Raw genomic sequence first — 16,738 nt, 5'->3', positions numbered from 1 at the left:
TGACATGTACTTCAAGACGCTGGAGCCGGCCTTCTTCGATACCGATGCCCTCGGACATATCAACAACACGCGCCTGCCGGCCTGGTTCGAGTGGGCGCGCAATGACCTGTTCCGCGTCTTCGTGCCGGATCTCGACCCGCGCAAATGGCCGCTGATCATGGCGCGCATCGAGGTCGACTTTCTCGCCGAGCTGCAATACGGCCAGGATGTCGAGATTCGCACCTGGCTGTCGCGGCTTGGCGGCAGCTCCTTCACCGTGACCCAGGAAGCCTGGCAGCGCGGTGTCTGCGGGGCGCGTGGCCACTGCGTGCTGGTGCAGTTCGATCATCACGCCAAGCAATCGCAGCGCATCGAAGGCGAGCTGCGCACGACCCTGCTCTCCCACCTGCACGAACACACTGACAGCGCCGAGCTGGATCTCCCTGCCCTGCGCGAGAAGGCCCGCGCGCTCGGCACGCACAGCACGGCGCCCGTCGGGAGCGTACCGGCATGACACCCGCGCTCAAGCTGCTCAAGGGCAGGCCTCACCGTACCCTGGAATATGCCCATGACCCTCGGGCGCCTGCGTATGGCGAAGAGGCTGCCCAGGCGCTGGGGCTTGAGCCGGCACGGGTCTTCAAGACACTCGTCTGTCAGCTGGAAGGCAGCAGTGCCCGCCAGCCGCTGGTGGTCGCCGTGGTGCCCGTCACCGGCACGCTGAACCTCAAGGCACTGGCGCGTGCCTGCCATGCCCGCAAGGCAGCCCTGGCCCCCCACGAGGCCGCCGAGCGCGCCACCGGCTATGTGGTCGGCGGCATCAGTCCACTGGGCCAGAAGAAGCGGCTGCCGCTGTGGGTGGATGACAGCGCCGAGGGGGTGGAGGAGATGTTCATCAGCGGTGGACGCCGAGGACTGGAGATCGGTCTCGCTCCCGCGCTACTGTGTGAACTGGGCAATGGGCAGTTCGCGCCGCTGGCGCGTGAGGACTGAGGCTCTCGCCACCTGTCACCCTGACGCTCCCTGCCGCCACGCCAGCGAGGAGGCCCGATGGGCATTCGCTACAGCAAGTGGATCTATCCGGACATGACCGAGCTGCATGCGCAGGTCGAGGCCTCGCTGGAGCAGTGGTTCGGCGAGCGCTTCGCCGACTACCCGCACATCAGCTTGCCGGGCCTTGACCCCTACGATTATGATGGCTGGTTCAATCGTCTGGCCCCGGAGCTGATGGCGCGCGGCAGTGACTACTGCGAGCGCGAGTGGCATGGCTATGTGCCGAGCCCCCAGCAGCTCAACCAGGCGTTCTTCCGGGCCGTCTCCCGGTCCAACAAGTGTGTGCTGGAGCCTGACTGCAAGCATGGTGATCCTGACCAATCATAGTCCCGACGCGCGTGAGCTCGAGATCATCGAGCGCCAGCTCGGGCGCAAGCCGCGCGGCATCCAGGCCGTGGCCGCCACCGATGGCGAGGGCACCCCGCTGGTGCTGCGCATGCATTCGCTGGTGGATGGCAAACCCTTCCCGACCCTCTACTGGCTGAGCGACGAGCGCCTCAAGATCTCGCTGTCACGCATCGAGGCCGAAGGCGTGATCAAGGAGCTGGAAGAGAGCCTCAAGACCGACGAGGAACTGCTGGCGCGCTATCGTGCCAGTCATGAAGCCTATGTCGCCGAGCGCTGGAGCTTCATGAGCGAGGCCGAGCGCAGCGCCATCGAGTCCCAGGGCTTCGCTGAGCTGATGCGTGAGCGTGGCGTCGGCGGCATCCGCGACTGGAATCAGGTGCGCTGCCTGCACACACAGTACGCCCAGCACCTCGCCTATGCCGAGGGCAATGCCATCGGGCACTGGGTCGATGCCCACTACGACGTGCTGTCCGAGCTGCCCTGAGCCCTGCCTGCGATCGAGCCGACACTCAGTCCCTCGAGCAGAGGCCGTCGGCCAGGAGGCACAAGACGAAGAAGCCCGCCAATTGGCGGGCTTCTTGCGTCGTGCAGGGGGCGTTTCGGCTTACAGCGAGTGCGCGAACACCAAGGCGATGCACAGCGGGCAGATCAGGCGCACGTACCACGGCCAGATCTTCCAGAACAGGCTGGACTCGATGTCCGGCGCCCCGCTCTGGATCTCCTTGAGCAGCGCATGGCGCGACATTGCCCAGCCGACCAGCAGACACATCACCAGCGCGACCAGTGGCTGGCTGTACTGGGTGGTCAACATGATCACCAGACCGAACAGCGCCCCGAAGTTGGCGGCGATGGTCAGACTGATGGCCATGATGGCGGCCCCGACGGCCAGGGTGGCGGCACGCCGTCCCAGCCAGCCACGCTCGACCACGAAGGATACCGGCACTTCCAGCATCGAGATGGAGGAGGTGATGCCCGCCACGCTCATCAGCGCGAAGAACGCCACCATCAAGACGTCTCCCGCGCCACCCATCTGACCGAACAGCGCCGGCAACGTATCGAACAGCAGCGTGTCGGAGCTCTTGAGCAGGCCGTCGGCATCGAAGATCTCGACGCCCAGATGACGCGCGGCATACATGGCCGGAATCACCAGCAGGCCGGCCAGGAAGGCGATGCCGACGTCGATCAGCGTCACCAGCACGCCGAGACGCGGCAGGTTCTGCTCCGGCCCCAGATAGGAGCCGTAGATCAGCATCGCCCCCACGCCGAGCGACAGCGAGAAGAATGCCTGGCCCATCGCGCTCAGCATCAGGTCAGCATCGAAGATGCGATCCCACTGCGGGGTGAGATAGACACTCAGGCCTTCATCGGCGCCCGGCAGGGTCAGCACGTAGCCGATCAACCCCACCAGCAGGGCCAGCAGCAGCGGCATCAGACGTGTGGACCATTTCTCGATCCCGCCGCGCACGCCACCGACCACGATCGCCATGGTCAGGGCGAGGAAGACCGCCGTCAGCGAGACATTGCGCGTGAAGTCGAAGGTGGTCAGCCAGCTGGCGGCGGACGACATGCCCAGCGCCGCGCTGACCGGCGCGGCGGTATAGCCCAGCAGCCAGCCCGCGACGATGGCGTAGAAGGCCAGGATCAGGCTGGCGGTCAGCATGCCCGCCCAGCCCGCCAGCGCGCCGAAGCGCTTGGTGATGCCGCGCCCCAGACTCATGCTGGTGACGATATTGGCCTGACCATGCCGCCCGATGACCAGCTCGGCCATCAACGCCGGCCACGCCAGCAGGAAGGCCAGCACCAGATACATCACCACGAAGGCCCCGCCTCCGTTGTTGGCGGTCTGGGACGGGAAGCCCCAGACGTTGCCAAGCCCTACTGCCGAACCAGCGGCGGCCATCAAGAAGCCCAGCCGACTGGCGAAGCGTCCGCGCACCTGCGCCATCTGTCTCTCCTGCCTTGTTGTCCCGCGCCCGCCGTCAGGACGTCGCGTCATGTTGGAGTGCACCCCGATGAAAAGGCTCATGGGCGTCAGCGCCCGCCAGCCGTCGCCTGCGGGGGCGGCAAGGGTAGCAGAGCAGGCCCGTGAATGCAGGTACCACGCCGAGCATGCTCTCTCACTCTGCAAGGCAAGGTTGCGCCAAGGCGTCATGGCCCCGCCGCACAACTCGGGTAGGATGGAGACCACGACATTCTGGCGTGGCACTCGACCTTGCGTGCCACAACACACCTTCAGGAGAGCAACATGCATCGCATCTGTGTCTATCTGGGTTCCCGCGAGGGGGCCTCCCCGCATCACCGCCAGAAGGCCGAGGCACTGGGGACCGCGATCGCCGAACGTGGCTGGGGACTGGTCTATGGAGGAGCACGTGCCGGACTGATGGGCGCTTTGGCAGATGCCGCGCTGGCCGCAGGCGGTGAGGTGGTCGGCGTGATCCCGCAGGCGCTGGTGCGCAACGAGAAGGCACACACCGGGCTGACTCGGCTGATCGAAGTGGCGGACATGCATGAGCGCAAGGCGCAGATGGCCGCGCTGGCGGATGGTTTCGTGACCCTGCCGGGCGGGATCGGCACGCTGGAGGAGCTGTTCGAGACCTGGACCTGGCAATACCTGCGCTTTCACGCCAAGCCGATCGCCGTCCTCGACAGTGACGGCTTCTACGCGCCGCTGCTGGAATTTCTGGATCGCACCGTCGAGGCGGGCTTCCTCGACGCGGATACTCGCGCCCGCCTGATCAGCGAACGCGAGATCACTCCCCTGCTGGACCGCCTGGCCCCCTCGTCAGGCGAGCAGGCCTGACGGCAAGCAGCATGGGTCAAGCCTCCGTGACGGGGTGTCGTGCACCGGCCTGATCGCGACAGGCCGGCTCCCCGAGATAGCGGCTGCGCTTGCTGGCGGTGATGCGTCGGATATCGACCATCACCAGCCCATCGATGCAGTAGCCGAAATCGGCATCGACGCTGAAGTCGAGGAAGCGAGTGCCGCCGGGCTCGGTGACCTCGGCGTACTGCTTGTAGAGGGTCGGCACCGTCACGCCCATCGCGTCCAGCTGGGCGCGCAGGCGACGGAAATCGCCCTCGGCATCCTGACCATCGAACAGACGCTCCGCCTCATGGGCGGCACTGCCCGGTGCACTCTGCGCGACCGGTGCCCGTGCACGCGCCAGCCCCTCCTCATCCCCGTAGTAGTGGCGGTAATAGCTGACGATCAACGCCCGAGCAGCCTCCGGGTAGCTGTTGGAGAGCGTGACCGGGCCGAACAGCCAGCGAATCTCGGGGTGACGGCGCAGATAGGCACCCAGCCCCTGCCACAGGTAATCGAGACTGCGGCGCCCCCAATAGCGTGGCTGCACGAAGCTGCGCCCCAGCTCCAGGCCCTCCTGCATATGCGCGAACATCTCCGGCGTGAAGCGGAACAGGGTCGGGCTGTAGAACCCCTTCTCGCCATGTGCCGCCATGATCTTGCCCACCTCACCGATGCGATAGGCCCCGGCGATCTCGAGATCGGCGTCATCCCACAGCACCAGATGGCGGTAATGCGCGTCGTAACGGTCAATGTCACGACGCTCTCCCGTCCCTTCGCCGACGCGGCGGAAGCTCAACTCGCGCAGCCGACCGATCTCGCGCATCACGCTGGAACCGGGAAAGGCATCGAACAGGTAGATCTTCTTGCCGTCGCGGGTCTCACCCAGCAGCTCACACGGCGTCAGTTCCTCACGCAGCGCCTGGCGCTCCTCCGGATGACCGATGGCCTTCTCGGTCACGAACAGCCCGCGCTTGCCGCGTCCGATGCGATAGAGATGCTTGCGCAGCAGGCGTGTCTTGGCATTGGTGCTCAGGGCATCACTGTCGAGACGCGCCAGCGGAATCAGTTCCCCGATGCGCAGCTTGAGCTGACGTTCGCGCTGGCGAAACATCTCGTGGGCCAGCAGGGGCGTGCCGAAGCCACGGTTGATCGATGACAGGGTGTAGAAGAGTGTCGAGTTGCGACCACTGACGTGAATCGGCAGTACCGGCGCGTTGGTCTTGCGCGCGAAATGCAGGAAACCCGACAGCCACTTGCCGTCACGCGGCCCGGTCGGTCCTGCGCGCGAGACCTCTCCGGCCGGGAAGATGATCACGGCCTCTTCATTCATCAGTGCCTCGCAGATCTGGGTGCTGCTCCTGCGATACCCGCGGCGACTGAGGTTGTCCAGCGGCAGCAGCAAGGGCGCCAGCGGCTCGACCTTCATCAGGATGTCGTTGGCGACGATCTTCACGTCACGCCGCACCTCCCCGACCAGCTTGAGCAACGCGAGCCCATCCAGCGAGCCCAGCGGGTGGTTGGCGACGATCACCACTCGCCCGTAGGCAGGGATGTTCTCGCGCTCCCGCGAGGAGACGGAGTAGGCGAAGGAGAAGTGATCGAGCACACGGTCGATGAAGTCAAAACCGCGCAGACCGGCATGCTCGGCGAGGAAGGCATTGATCTCGCTCTCGTGAACCAGACGCCGCAGCAGCGCCAGCGCCGGGCGACGAATCAGAGGGTGGCGCCTGGCAAAGGCGGGATACTTGGCGGCGATGACACGGGCGGTATCGATCATGCTCACTCCTTTGCGCAACGCGGTGCGTCACTCGCAGTCTGAAACAGAGGCTTGATATCACGTCAGAATCGCGCCACTTCATGACAGGTGCGTCACAGTCCCCGTACAGTGAGATGACAGACATCCGTCTGAGGACGGAGCGATCACAGCAAGGCAGCCACGATTGCCAAGCCAAGGAGATAGCGAATGTATGCGATAGCCGTCGAGAACGAGGCGCTGGTCTGGCAGGAAACCGAGGCCCCTTCAGGTATCGCCTCGGACGAGGTGCGTATCCAGGTGGCCTGGGCCGGCGTCAACCGCGCGGATCTGATGCAGCGCGCCGGGCAGTATCCGCCCCCGGCCGGGGAAAGCGAGATTCTCGGTCTCGAGGTCAGCGGCACCATCCTCGAGGTGGGCAGACACGTGGAACGCTTCCAGGTGGGGGACCCGGTCTGTGCCCTGCTGGCAGGCGGAGGCTATGCCGAAGAGGTGGTGGTCAATGTCCTGCAGGTACTGCCGGTGCCGGAGGGCTTCGGCCTGCGTGAGGCGGCCGCCCTGCCGGAGATGTTCGCCACCGCCTGGCTGAACCTGTTCATCGAGGGCAACCTCAAGCACAAGGAACGCGTCCTGCTGCACGCCGGGGCCAGCGGTATCGGCACCACTGCCATCCAGCTGTGCGGCCTGTTCGGCCATCCCTGCTTTGTGACCGTCGGCAGTCAGGAGAAGCTGGACACCTGCCTGCGACTGGGGGCCGATGCCGGCTGGAATCGCCACGATGGCAGTTTCGTCGATGCCGTGAACGAATGGGGCGGCGCTGACATGATTCTCGACCCGGTCGGCGGCGGCTACCTGTCAGGCAATCAGCAGGTCCTGAACCAGGATGGCCGCATGGTATTGATCGGCCTGATGGGCGGACGCATGGACGAGCTGGATCTGGGCCGCATGCTGATGAAGCGCCAGCGGTTGATCGGCTCGACCCTGCGTTCCCGCTCGCCCAAGGGCAAGGGCATGGTGCTGGATGCACTCTATGTCCACGTCTGGCCACGCCTGGCGCGAGGCGAGATACGTCCGCATATCGACAAGAGCTGGCCGATCCAGGACGCCGAGGCTGCACATGCCTATGTGCAGGACAACGCCAGCACCGGCAAGGTGCTGCTGGCGGTAAGCGGGGCCTGAGTCCGTCGTCGACTGGCAGAACGCAAGAAGGCAGCCCGATGGGCTGCCTTCTGCAGGGGCTTTCATGCCGGTCATCTTTCGCCGGGCTGAACGCTCAGTCGTTGCGCTCGATGGCCTGGGCCTTCTGCCAGGTCAGTTGCAGCAGACGGGCATCATCTCCAGCGCGATGGCGCTGGATGCCGCCTTCGGCGATCACGGCTTCCTTGAGCTCGGCCCAGCGATTCAGCTGCTCCTCATCCAGCAGCCGGCGCAGCGCTTCCAGCCGGAAGTGCGGCAGCATGCCGGCATGATGGAACAGCAACGACAACCAGGTATTGTCGTAGCCCCAGCTATCGCTGTACGCGATACGTGTCTCGCTTAGCTCATCATTGATCCACTGCGCCACTTCCCGCACCGGGCGACCTTCACGTGCCAATCGGGCGCGTGAAATGCCATGCAACAACTCAGCCTTGGGGTCCCAGTGCACCCACTCTTCCAGCGGCTGGATGAGGAAGGCACAGCTGCTGCCATCGGTACGCGCCAGACCGATCTCGATCGGGTAGCTGCCGCGGCCAAAGCCGGAGGCTTCAATATCGAGCAGAATAGGCAGCGTCACACGCGTCTCCCACGGTATCTCAGGCAGCCAAGGACCAGGCAAGAAGGGGTTGAATGTCTTCAGGTTACGGGAATTGCCCCCCGTTTGGCGAGTCCTGCTCATCCGGTTGGCATCAGAAGAGACGGAGACGACAGCGCCCTCACGAGGAGGGCGCTGTCAGAGGAGGCGATCGACGACGGCAGCAGCCGTCGGATTGGCTCAGTGGAGGGCGGCTTCGTCACCGCTGCGTGCATGCGCTTCCCAGTGCTCCGCCTTGTGCGGGCAGACCGCCAGCCCCAGCGAGCCTTCACGATAGGCACGTGCCAGACGCTGCGCGGCAAGCGCATGATGACGCTCTGCCGCACGTGCATACCAGGTCACGGCCTTGGCCGGGTCACTCTGGTATTGCGCGCAGCCATGCTCGTAGATGCACCCTGCCTGGTACTGGGCATGGATGTCACCCGCCTGTGCCGCCTTGACGACGAAACGGGCACCCTTGGCCTTTTCCTGCGCCGAACTGCCGCGCTGGAACAGCATGTGGCCGTACAATGACAGCGCACCGGTATGACCGGCCTTAGCGCAGTGATTGAACAGACGCATGGTCAGACGATGCTTCTGCTGAGAGCCGGAAAGCCAGGAGGCGTGGAACAGACGCTCCGCCAGGCGGTATTTCAGTCCGGTCATCAGGGTTGAGGCCTGCGGCATGACGAGTAACCTTGAAACAGATAAGAGGGATGACGCCGTATCTGGCCCTTTCCTGAGCCTGCGACGCTGTTCTCCTTGCCAACGCTGTCAGTTTGCCCATGCGGGCGGCCTCGCGAGGCTGCTCCCCTGACAACGGGGCGCCAAGCATACTCGCGCAATCAGGGGGACTCAAGCCCGCCTTGTGGGTTTTTGTTACGCTGCTAATATGTGCGCCGTCCCGCGAGTGAAACCGCCGCCGCACCTGCCCTGACACACGCAGGCGACGCACGCTCGCCTTACCCGCTTTTGCCAACCACCCGACAGGGGAATCCTGCATGCAACGTAGAGCTCTAGGCCGCACCGGCATTGACGTGAGTCTGCTGTGCCTTGGCACCATGACCTTTGGTGAGCAGAACAGCGAAGCCGATGCCCACCAGCAGCTGGATCGTGCGCTCGATGCCGGCATCGACTTCATCGATACCGCCGAGATGTACCCTGTCCCGCCCAATGGCGAGACCCAGGGCCGCACCGAGCAGTACATCGGCAGCTGGCTGGCCGCACGCGGCAACCGTGACCAGGTCAAGATCGCCACCAAGGTCACCGGCCCGGGCATGGACTACCTCCGCGGTGGTTCACGCCTGACCCGCGAGCAGATCATCGCCGCCTGTGACGACAACCTGCGCCGCCTGGGCACCGATTACATCGACCTCTATCAGCTGCATTGGCCGGATCGCAAGACCAACTTCTTCGGCAAGCTGGGTTACCAGCCGGTGGAAGACGAGGACATGACGCCGCTGGAAGAAAGCCTCTCCGCGCTTGGCGAACTGGTCACCGCGGGCAAGATTCGCGCCGTGGGTCTGTCCAACGAGACGCCCTGGGGCGTGATGCAGTGCCTGAATCTGGCCGAGCGCCTGAATCTGCCGCGCGTCGCCAGCGTCCAGAATCCCTACAATCTGGTCAACCGCAGCTTTGAGGTCGGGCTGGCCGAGTTCGCGCACCGCGAAGATGTGGGCCTGCTCGCCTATTCGCCGCTGGCCTTCGGCACCCTGTCCGGCAAGTATCTGGATGGCGCCCGTCCGGAAGGCGCGCGTCTGACCCTGTTCGAGCGCTTCCAGCGCTACAACGCGGAGCCGGCCCAGCACGTCATCGCCTGCTACGTGGATATCGCACGCCGTCATGGCCTGAACCCGGCGCAGATGGCACTCGCCTTCGTCAACACGCGTCCGTTCCTGACCAGCAACATCATCGGTGCCACCACCATGCTGCAGCTGGAGAGCAACATCAAAAGCCTCGAGGTGGAACTGAGCGACGAGGTGCTGGCCGAGATCGAGATGATCCACAACACCGCGCCGAACCCCTGCCCCTGATCTGCCCCTGACGCGCAACCCGACAGGCCGGTCGTGATGACCGGCCTGTTCGTCTCCAAGGAAACCCCATGAATCCCGCTGAACTGAGCATGATTCTCATGGCCGTGGCCGCCGGTGCCATGATGCCGATCCAGGCCGGCGTCAATTCCACGCTGGCCCTGCAGACCCACAGTTCGCTCATGGCCGCCATGGTCAGCTTCGTGATCGGCTCGATCGCCCTGATCGGTATCGTGCTGGCCATGCGATTGCCCATGCCGGGCATTGGTGCCCTGAAAGCGGCTCCCTGGTGGAGCTGGACCGGTGGTCTGCTGGGGGCCTTCTTCGTGGCAGCCAGCGTGATCCTGGTACCCAAGCTGGGCGCGGCCACCATGATGGCCACCTTCCTGGCGGGCCAGCTGACGGCTTCGGTCGTTCTGGATCACTTCGGTTGGGCAACCTTCCCGCAGCATGATCTCTCGCTGGGGCGCGTGGCGGGCGTGCTGTTGCTGTTCGCTGGCGTCTTCCTGATCCGACGCTATTGATGCCTTTGGCGTCACGCATCGCAATCTATGGCCCCGATAGTCCCGACGGACTCGGGGCCATGTTGTCTGCCTGATATACTGAGACCTTTCCCCTGTCAGGAGGTCTTCATGCTGAGTGTGATTTCGCCCGCCAAGTCGCTGGATTTCGACAGCGCCCCCGTGACCTCCCGTCATACCCAACCCGACTTTCTTGATCAGGCTCAACCACTGATCGATATCCTGCGCGAGCAATCACCGCAGGACATCGCAAGCCTCATGAAGCTTTCCGACAAGCTGGCCGGCCTCAATGCCGCTCGCTTTCAGGAATGGCAGCCCCCCTTCACGCCAGACAATGCCAAGCAGGCGGTACTGGCCTTTCAGGGAGATGTCTATCAGGGCATGGCGGCAGAAACGTTCAGCGAGGAAGAATTCGAGCGCGCGCAACACAGGCTGCGCATTCTCTCCGGCCTCTACGGGCTACTGCGCCCGCTGGATCTCATCCAGCCGTATCGCCTGGAGATGGGCACCCGCCTGAGCAACCCGGCCGGCAAGGACCTCTACGCCTACTGGCGCAAGACGCTGACGCCGGCACTGGAGCAGGCCGTCGAAGACAGTGGCACGCCGATACTGGTCAATCTGGCCTCCAACGAGTACTTCAAGGCCATCGACGCCAAGGCATTCCGCCACCGTATCGTGACGCCGGTCTTCAAGGACGAGAAGAATGGTCAGTCCAAGATCATCAGCTTCTACGCCAAGCGTGCACGCGGCCTGATGAGCGCCTGGATGCTCAAGCACGATATCGAGACGGCCGAGGACCTCAAGGACTTCGATGTGGCCGGTTACCGCTTCTCCAATGCCGCCTCAGAGGGCGATACGCTGGTCTTCACGCGCAGTGAAGCCGACGCGGCACGCGCCTGACGCGCGTCCTGCAGGTCGCCCTTGCAGGTCGCCCTGCGACTCACCCACCCAACCCGGGGAACGCCAGGTGCTCTCCTGCCCGGGGTTTGAGATAACGGCGATGAATATCACCGAAAAGGACGTGATCCGCGCTTCCAAGCCATTCGTAAGCCACCATCTCGGCGCTGACGACACTGGCCCCCGCCGCCTCGCAGCGGGTCACTCCCAATGCTGCCTCACGCGGGCGGCGACTGGCGACACCATCAGCTACCAGCGCCACTCGATACCCCGCACCGCATAGTGACAGCACGGTCTGCATCACGCAGACATGCGCCTCGGCACCACATACCACCAGCTGATCACATCCGCTCTGCTCCAGCGCCTTTCGAAAATCCTGCGCCTCCAGCGCGCTGAAGCTGCGCTTGGTGAAGCAGCGGGTTCGCTCGCTCAGCAAGTGTGTCATGGGAGCACTTTCGCCCAGCTTGTCCGGACAGTGCTCCGTCAGCCACACGGGAATTTCCAGCGCCTGGGCGATGCCGCCCAGCCAGATGGCACTGTTGATGGCTTCGGTTCCGCCACTCAGTACCGGCATCAGGCGGGCCTGAAAGTCGATCAGCAACAACAATGACCGCCTCGCCATCAGGTGTTGAGACTTTTCGTCGTCCATTGGTCCTCCCACGTCGATTCTAGGGCTAGAATGGGGCTTCCACTTACACGCTAGCGCATCCAAGGAGATCCCACATGCGCCATCTGTTCATCATGCTGATGGTCGGCTTGCTCGGCTTCGGTCTGAGCGTCGAACACGCGGAGGCCAAGCGCCTCGGCGGCGGCAAGAGTTTCGGTAGCTACTCACGATCCGCTGACAGCGGAAAATCCTCCAGCTCACTATTTGGCAGCAACAAGGCCACCAACAGCAGCACTGCAGCGAAGTCCAAGCCCTCCAGCGGTCTGTCCAAGTTTGCCGGCCCGCTGGCAGGTCTGCTGGCAGGCGGACTGCTGGCATCGCTGTTCTTCGGCGGCGCCTTCGATGGTCTGCGCATGACAGACTTCCTGATCATCGCGGTGATCGCCTTCATCGCCTTTAAGTTCCTGAGCGCGCGCAAGAAGGCCGCCATGGCGAGCGGCGGGCCGGCAGGCAGCGGTAGCGCCTCCCCCCGTCACGATGATCAGCCACGTAACGTGCAGGCACGTGAAGCGCACCAGGAGCAGGGCGAGTCGCTGGCGCCTGCTGGCGGTATCGGTGCAGGGCTGGGCGGCGGAGCTCCCGTCAGTGAGCCGGCCTGGTTCGACAAGGAACAGTTCCTCGGTGGTGCCAAGGAGCACTTCATGACCCTGCAACGCGCCTGGGACAACAATGACCTGCCGCGCATCCAGGAATACGTGACGCCGGAGCTCTACAACATGCTGCGCGAAGAACGCGCTCAGCAGCCAGCCAACAACCGTACCGAAGTCGTGCGTCTGTTCGCTGAACTGGGCAGCGTGCAGGAAATCGGCAAGCAGGCGGAAGCGACAGTGCTGTTCCACGGCGTGCTCGACGAGAATGGCGAGCAGAACGAGTTCAACGAGACCTGGCACCTGGTCCGTGAGCTGCGCGATGGTGCAGACTGGTACATTCAGGGTATCGAGCAGAACAGCTAAACAGCTCCTCCCTCCCTGATGCGGTCTTCACACTGAGGACTCCATCAGATACCAGAGCGGCCGGATGATCACTCATCCGGCCACTTTTTTTTGCCTGCAAGGCAAGGAGCCAGACGGCAGACATAAAAAAACCGGCCACTGGGGAAGTGGCCGGCGGACTGGCTGCTCGACTGCAAGGCAGGAGTGCCATATCTCAAAAAGTCTGCTGATGGGATAGCACAGACAAGTTTCTAAGCAAGGGAACGTCGAAACTCACCTACTCAGAGTCTGGCATGACGCTTTAGTTCACCCTGATGAAGAAAAAGTCGAGCAACTCCGAGGTGCGAAACCCGCGACGCCTGACACTCGATAAAGAGAAGCCGCCATAGCACTTCCTCCGCTCTCGGAAACAACGGACTCATGCGAGCCTCACGGCGCTCACGTGCATCACCTCGACAGGCACGATGTGAATACCCTGAGGAATCGTGCAGCGAGGTTTTCCACACCCTCTTGCTCTCTTGCCCCCTGCGACTCCCTGGAACTCTGCTCCCCGTCTACGGCTTCCCCTGGCAAGCACGACGCAGTCTTTCCTTTGTCTCTCTTCTCTTTCGTGCCACTTTTTCACGCACAAAGAGAACCGCCCCTGCAGCAAGGCTACAGGGGCGGTTCAGTATAAGTGCCTGACGATGACCTACTCTCACATGGAGAAACTCCACACTACCATCGGCGCTAAGCGGTTTCACTTCCGAGTTCGGCATGGGATCGGGTGGTTCACGCTCGCTATGGTCGTCAGGCGAAACGGTGGCACCTTGCGGTGCCTGAGTCTCGAGGCTTGTGGCCTCGCGACTCGCAATATGAATCATGCTGACCGATATGTCGTCGATCCTGTCGCAATCCCGGCGGTTTGCCTGCGCAAACCCCTTGGGTGTTATATGGTCAAGCCTCACGGGCAATTAGTACTGGTTAGCTCAACACATTGCTGTGCTTCCACACCCAGCCTATCAACCTTGTAGTCTTCAAGGGCCCTTCAGGAGGCGCAAGGCCTCAGGGAAGTCTCATCTTGAAGGGGGCTTCCCGCTTAGATGCTTTCAGCGGTTATCCCGTCCGAACGTAGCTACCGGGCAATGCCATTGGCATGACAACCCGAACACCAGAGGTTCGTCCACTCCGGTCCTCTCGTACTAGGAGCAGCTCTTCTCAAACTTCCGACGCCCACGGCAGATAGGGACCGAACTGTCTCACGACGTTCTAAACCCAGCTCGCGTACCACTTTAAATGGCGAACAGCCATACCCTTGGGACCGACTTCAGCCCCAGGATGTGATGAGCCGACATCGAGGTGCCAAACACCGCCGTCGATGTGAACTCTTGGGCGGTATCAGCCTGTTATCCCCGGAGTACCTTTTATCCGTTGAGCGATGGCCCTTCCATACAGAACCACCGGATCACTAGAACCTACTTTCGTACCTGCTCGACGTGTCTGTCTCGCAGTCAAGCACCCTTATGCTCTTGCACTCAATGCACGATTTCCAACCGTGCTGAGGGTACCTTCGTGCTCCTCCGTTACTCTTTAGGAGGAGACCGCCCCAGTCAAACTACCCACCATACACTGTCCTCGATCCGGATGACGGACCTGAGTTAGAACGCCAATGATGTCAGGCTGGTATTTCAAGGTTGGCTCCACCGCATCTGGCGACGCGGTTTCAAAGCCTCCCAGCTATCCTACACAGACAACATCAGCATCCAGTGTAAAGCTATAGTAAAGGTTCACGGGGTCTTTCCGTCTAGCCGCGGGTACACAGCATCTTCACTGCGATTTCAATTTCACTGAGTCTCGGGTGGAGACAGCGTGGCCATCATTACGCCATTCGTGCAGGTCGGAACTTACCCGACAAGGAATTTCGCTACCTTAGGACCGTTATAGTTACGGCCGCCGTTTACCGGGGCTTCGATCAAGAGCTTCGGACGAATCCTAACCCCATCAATTAACCTTCCGGCACCGGGCAGGCGTCACACCCTATACGTCCGCTTGCGCGTTTGCAGAGTGCTGTGTTTTTAATAAACAGTTGCAGCCACCTGGTATCTTCGACCGGTAAGAGCTTACGGAGCAAGTCCTTCACTCGAACCGGTGCACCTTCTCCCGAAGTTACGGTGCCATTTTGCCTAGTTCCTTCACCCGAGTTCTCTCAAGCGCCTTGGTATTCTCTACCTGACCACCTGTGTCGGTTTGGGGTACGGTCGCATGTGATCTGAAGCTTAGAGGCTTTTCCTGGAAGCGTGGCATCGATGACTTCCTGACCGTGGTCAGTTCGTCTCGCATCTCGACCTCAGAGGAACCGGATTTGCCTGATTCCTCGGCCTACATGCTTTCACCAGGACAACCAACGCCTGGCTCACCTAGCCTTCTTCGTCCCCCCATCGCAACCACATCCGGTACGGGAATATTAACCCGTTTCCCATCGACTACGCGTTTCCGCCTCGCCTTAGGGGCCGACTCACTCTGCTCCGATTAACGTAGAACAGAAAACCTTGGTCTTCCGGCGGGGGAGTTTTTCACTCCCCTTATCGTTACTCATGTCAGCATTCGCACTCGTGATACCTCCAGCAGACTTCTCAATCCACCTTCATTGGCTTACACGACGCTCCTCTACCGCTCATCCATAAGGATGAACCCGTAGCTTCGGTACCTGATTTAGCCCCGTTATATCTTCCGCGCAGGCCGACTCGACTAGTGAGCTATTACGCTTTCTTTAAAGGATGGCTGCTTCTAAGCCAACCTCCTAGCTGTCTGAGCCTTCCCACATCGTTTCCCACTTAATCAGGATTTTGGGACCTTAGCTGACGGTCTGGGTTGTTTCCCTTTTCACAACGGACGTTAGCACCCGCTGTGTGTCTCCCACGCTGCACTCACTGGTATTCGGAGTTTGCCTCGGGTTGGTAAGTCGGGATGACCCCCTAGCCGAAACAGTGCTCTACCCCCAGCGGTGATACGTGAGGCGCTACCTAAATAGCTTTCGAGGAGAACCAGCTATCTCCGGGCTTGATTAGCCTTTCACTCCGATCCACAGCTCATCCCAGCATTTTTCAACATACTTGGGTTCGGGCCTCCAATTGATGTTACTCAATCTTCACCCTGGCCATGGATAGATCGCCCGGTTTCGGGTCTATACCCTGCGACTGGTCGCCCAGTTAAGACTCGCTTTCGCTACGCCTCCCCTATACGGTTAAGCTCGCCACAGAATATAAGTCGCTGACCCATTATACAAAAGGTACGCGGTCACACCACGAAGGTGCTCCCACTGCTTGTACGCATACGGTTTCAGGATCTATTTCACTCCCCTCGCCGGGGTTCTTTTCGCCTTTCCCTCACGGTACTGGTTCACTATCGGTCAGCCAGGAGTATTTAGCCTTGGAGGATGGTCCCCCCATGTTCAGTCAAGGTTTCTCGTGCCCCGACCTACTCGATTTCACGATACTCAGACTTCGACTACGGGACTATCACCCTGTATCGTCAAGCTTCCCAGCTTGTTCGTCTGTCAGTTGTATCGCTTAAGGGCTGGTCCCCGTTCGCTCGCCGCTACTTGGGGAATCTCGGTTGATTTCTTTTCCTCCGGGTACTTAGATGTTTCAGTTCCCCGGGTTTGCCTCTATAGGTTATGTATTGGCCTATAGATACTCACCTGATGGTGAGTGGGTTTCCCCATTCGGAAATCGTTGGGTCGCAGGGTATTTGCCACCTCGCCAACGCTTATCGCAGGCTATCACGTCCTTCATCGCCTCTGGCTGCCAAGGCATCCACCGTATGCGCTTAATCGCTTGACCATATAACCCCAAGGGGTCTGTCAAGGATTACGAATCTGTCGGACCTCTCCGACATATCGTTTTGATGGAGATGTGCTTGGCGCACATTCCATCGTCAGCATGATTCACATTGTTAAAGAGCGGCTGTTCAGAGAACAGTGAGAAGTCACACAACCTTCTCGAG

The 16,738-nt window shown here is 61.8% G+C and carries 14 protein-coding genes, 2 rRNA genes and 1 pseudogene; 10 read left to right on the top strand and 7 right to left on the bottom strand.

Features of this window, described 5'->3' with window-relative positions; genetic code table 11:
* Window positions 1–4 precede the first annotated feature (4 nt).
* The 4 genes and pseudogenes from BFX80_RS01160 to BFX80_RS01145 form a co-directional block, all read left to right on the top strand.
* Window positions 5–394, top strand: a pseudogene (locus tag BFX80_RS01160) (acyl-CoA thioesterase); the annotation flags it as partial.
* 95 nt (window positions 395–489) lie between these two features.
* Window positions 490–969 (top strand): aminoacyl-tRNA deacylase, encoded by a 480-nt coding sequence (locus BFX80_RS01155; RefSeq protein ID WP_084207777.1) that lies wholly within the window; start codon window positions 490–492, stop codon window positions 967–969.
* A gap of 57 nt (window positions 970–1,026) precedes the next feature.
* On the top strand, window positions 1,027–1,356 hold the full coding sequence (locus BFX80_RS01150) for a hypothetical protein (RefSeq protein WP_077373554.1): 330 nt from the start codon (window positions 1,027–1,029) through the stop codon (window positions 1,354–1,356).
* Window positions 1,334–1,861, top strand: a complete 528-nt coding sequence (locus BFX80_RS01145) for a DUF501 domain-containing protein (protein WP_084207776.1) — start codon at window positions 1,334–1,336, stop codon at window positions 1,859–1,861. The genes BFX80_RS01150 and BFX80_RS01145 overlap by 23 nt, the downstream gene beginning before the upstream one ends.
* A gap of 120 nt (window positions 1,862–1,981) precedes the next feature.
* Here BFX80_RS01145 and BFX80_RS01140 read toward each other — a convergent pair whose 3' ends face one another.
* Window positions 1,982–3,322: a sodium-dependent transporter gene (locus tag BFX80_RS01140; protein ID WP_077373548.1), complete on the bottom strand. Its 1,341-nt coding sequence runs from the start codon at window positions 3,320–3,322 to the stop codon at window positions 1,982–1,984.
* Window positions 3,323–3,622: 300 nt separating this feature from the next.
* On the opposite strand from BFX80_RS01140, the gene BFX80_RS01135 reads away from it, so the two are divergent.
* Window positions 3,623–4,177 carry an LOG family protein gene (locus BFX80_RS01135; protein WP_084207775.1) on the top strand — a complete coding sequence of 185 codons (555 nt, stop codon included), beginning with the start codon at window positions 3,623–3,625 and terminating at the stop codon, window positions 4,175–4,177.
* A gap of 16 nt (window positions 4,178–4,193) precedes the next feature.
* Here BFX80_RS01135 and BFX80_RS01130 read toward each other — a convergent pair whose 3' ends face one another.
* Entirely contained in the window at window positions 4,194–5,960 is a 1,767-nt protein-coding gene (locus BFX80_RS01130; protein WP_084207774.1) for a GNAT family N-acyltransferase, read from the bottom strand.
* Between the two features lie 186 nt (window positions 5,961–6,146).
* Between BFX80_RS01130 and BFX80_RS01125 the strand changes: the two genes are divergently transcribed.
* Window positions 6,147–7,115, top strand: coding sequence for an NAD(P)H-quinone oxidoreductase (locus tag BFX80_RS01125; protein ID WP_084207773.1), 969 nt, complete (start codon window positions 6,147–6,149; stop codon window positions 7,113–7,115).
* A gap of 94 nt (window positions 7,116–7,209) precedes the next feature.
* Here BFX80_RS01125 and BFX80_RS01120 read toward each other — a convergent pair whose 3' ends face one another.
* Together BFX80_RS01120 and BFX80_RS01115 are read right to left on the bottom strand one after the other, a co-directional pair.
* Window positions 7,210–7,710, bottom strand: a complete 501-nt coding sequence (locus BFX80_RS01120) for a 3'-5' exonuclease (protein WP_077373537.1) — start codon at window positions 7,708–7,710, stop codon at window positions 7,210–7,212.
* 198 nt (window positions 7,711–7,908) lie between these two features.
* Entirely contained in the window at window positions 7,909–8,394 is a 486-nt protein-coding gene (locus BFX80_RS01115; RefSeq protein ID WP_077373534.1) for a tetratricopeptide repeat protein, read from the bottom strand.
* A gap of 314 nt (window positions 8,395–8,708) precedes the next feature.
* On the opposite strand from BFX80_RS01115, the gene BFX80_RS01110 reads away from it, so the two are divergent.
* From BFX80_RS01110 to yaaA, 3 genes are all read left to right on the top strand, one after another.
* Window positions 8,709–9,740 (top strand): NADP(H)-dependent aldo-keto reductase, encoded by a 1,032-nt coding sequence (locus BFX80_RS01110; RefSeq protein WP_077373531.1) that lies wholly within the window; start codon window positions 8,709–8,711, stop codon window positions 9,738–9,740.
* Window positions 9,741–9,808: 68 nt separating this feature from the next.
* A complete protein-coding gene (locus tag BFX80_RS01105) occupies window positions 9,809–10,261 on the top strand; it encodes a DMT family transporter (RefSeq protein ID WP_077373528.1) in 453 nt (150 codons plus the stop codon).
* A gap of 108 nt (window positions 10,262–10,369) precedes the next feature.
* Complete coding sequence (gene yaaA, locus BFX80_RS01100) at window positions 10,370–11,158, top strand: peroxide stress protein YaaA (RefSeq protein ID WP_077373525.1); 789 nt, start codon at window positions 10,370–10,372, stop codon at window positions 11,156–11,158.
* Window positions 11,159–11,198: 40 nt separating this feature from the next.
* On the opposite strand, the gene BFX80_RS01095 is transcribed toward yaaA, so the two are convergent.
* Window positions 11,199–11,804, bottom strand: coding sequence for an isochorismatase family protein (locus BFX80_RS01095; RefSeq protein WP_240499636.1), 606 nt, complete (start codon window positions 11,802–11,804; stop codon window positions 11,199–11,201).
* 74 nt (window positions 11,805–11,878) lie between these two features.
* Between BFX80_RS01095 and BFX80_RS01090 the strand changes: the two genes are divergently transcribed.
* Complete coding sequence (locus tag BFX80_RS01090) at window positions 11,879–12,775, top strand: Tim44 domain-containing protein (protein ID WP_077373522.1); 897 nt, start codon at window positions 11,879–11,881, stop codon at window positions 12,773–12,775.
* A gap of 657 nt (window positions 12,776–13,432) precedes the next feature.
* Here the strand turns inward: BFX80_RS01090 and rrf are convergent.
* Window positions 13,433–13,548, bottom strand: a 5S ribosomal RNA gene (gene rrf / locus BFX80_RS01085).
* Between the two features lie 138 nt (window positions 13,549–13,686).
* A 23S ribosomal RNA gene (locus BFX80_RS01080) occupies window positions 13,687–16,575 on the bottom strand.
* Window positions 16,576–16,738: the final 163 nt, after the last annotated feature.

This window comes from Cobetia marina (genome assembly GCF_001720485.1).
Classification (GTDB): domain Bacteria; phylum Pseudomonadota; class Gammaproteobacteria; order Pseudomonadales; family Halomonadaceae; genus Cobetia; species Cobetia marina.
The sequence above is the reverse complement of the archived record's forward strand: the minus strand, read 5'-3'. Positions and strand labels throughout refer to the sequence as shown.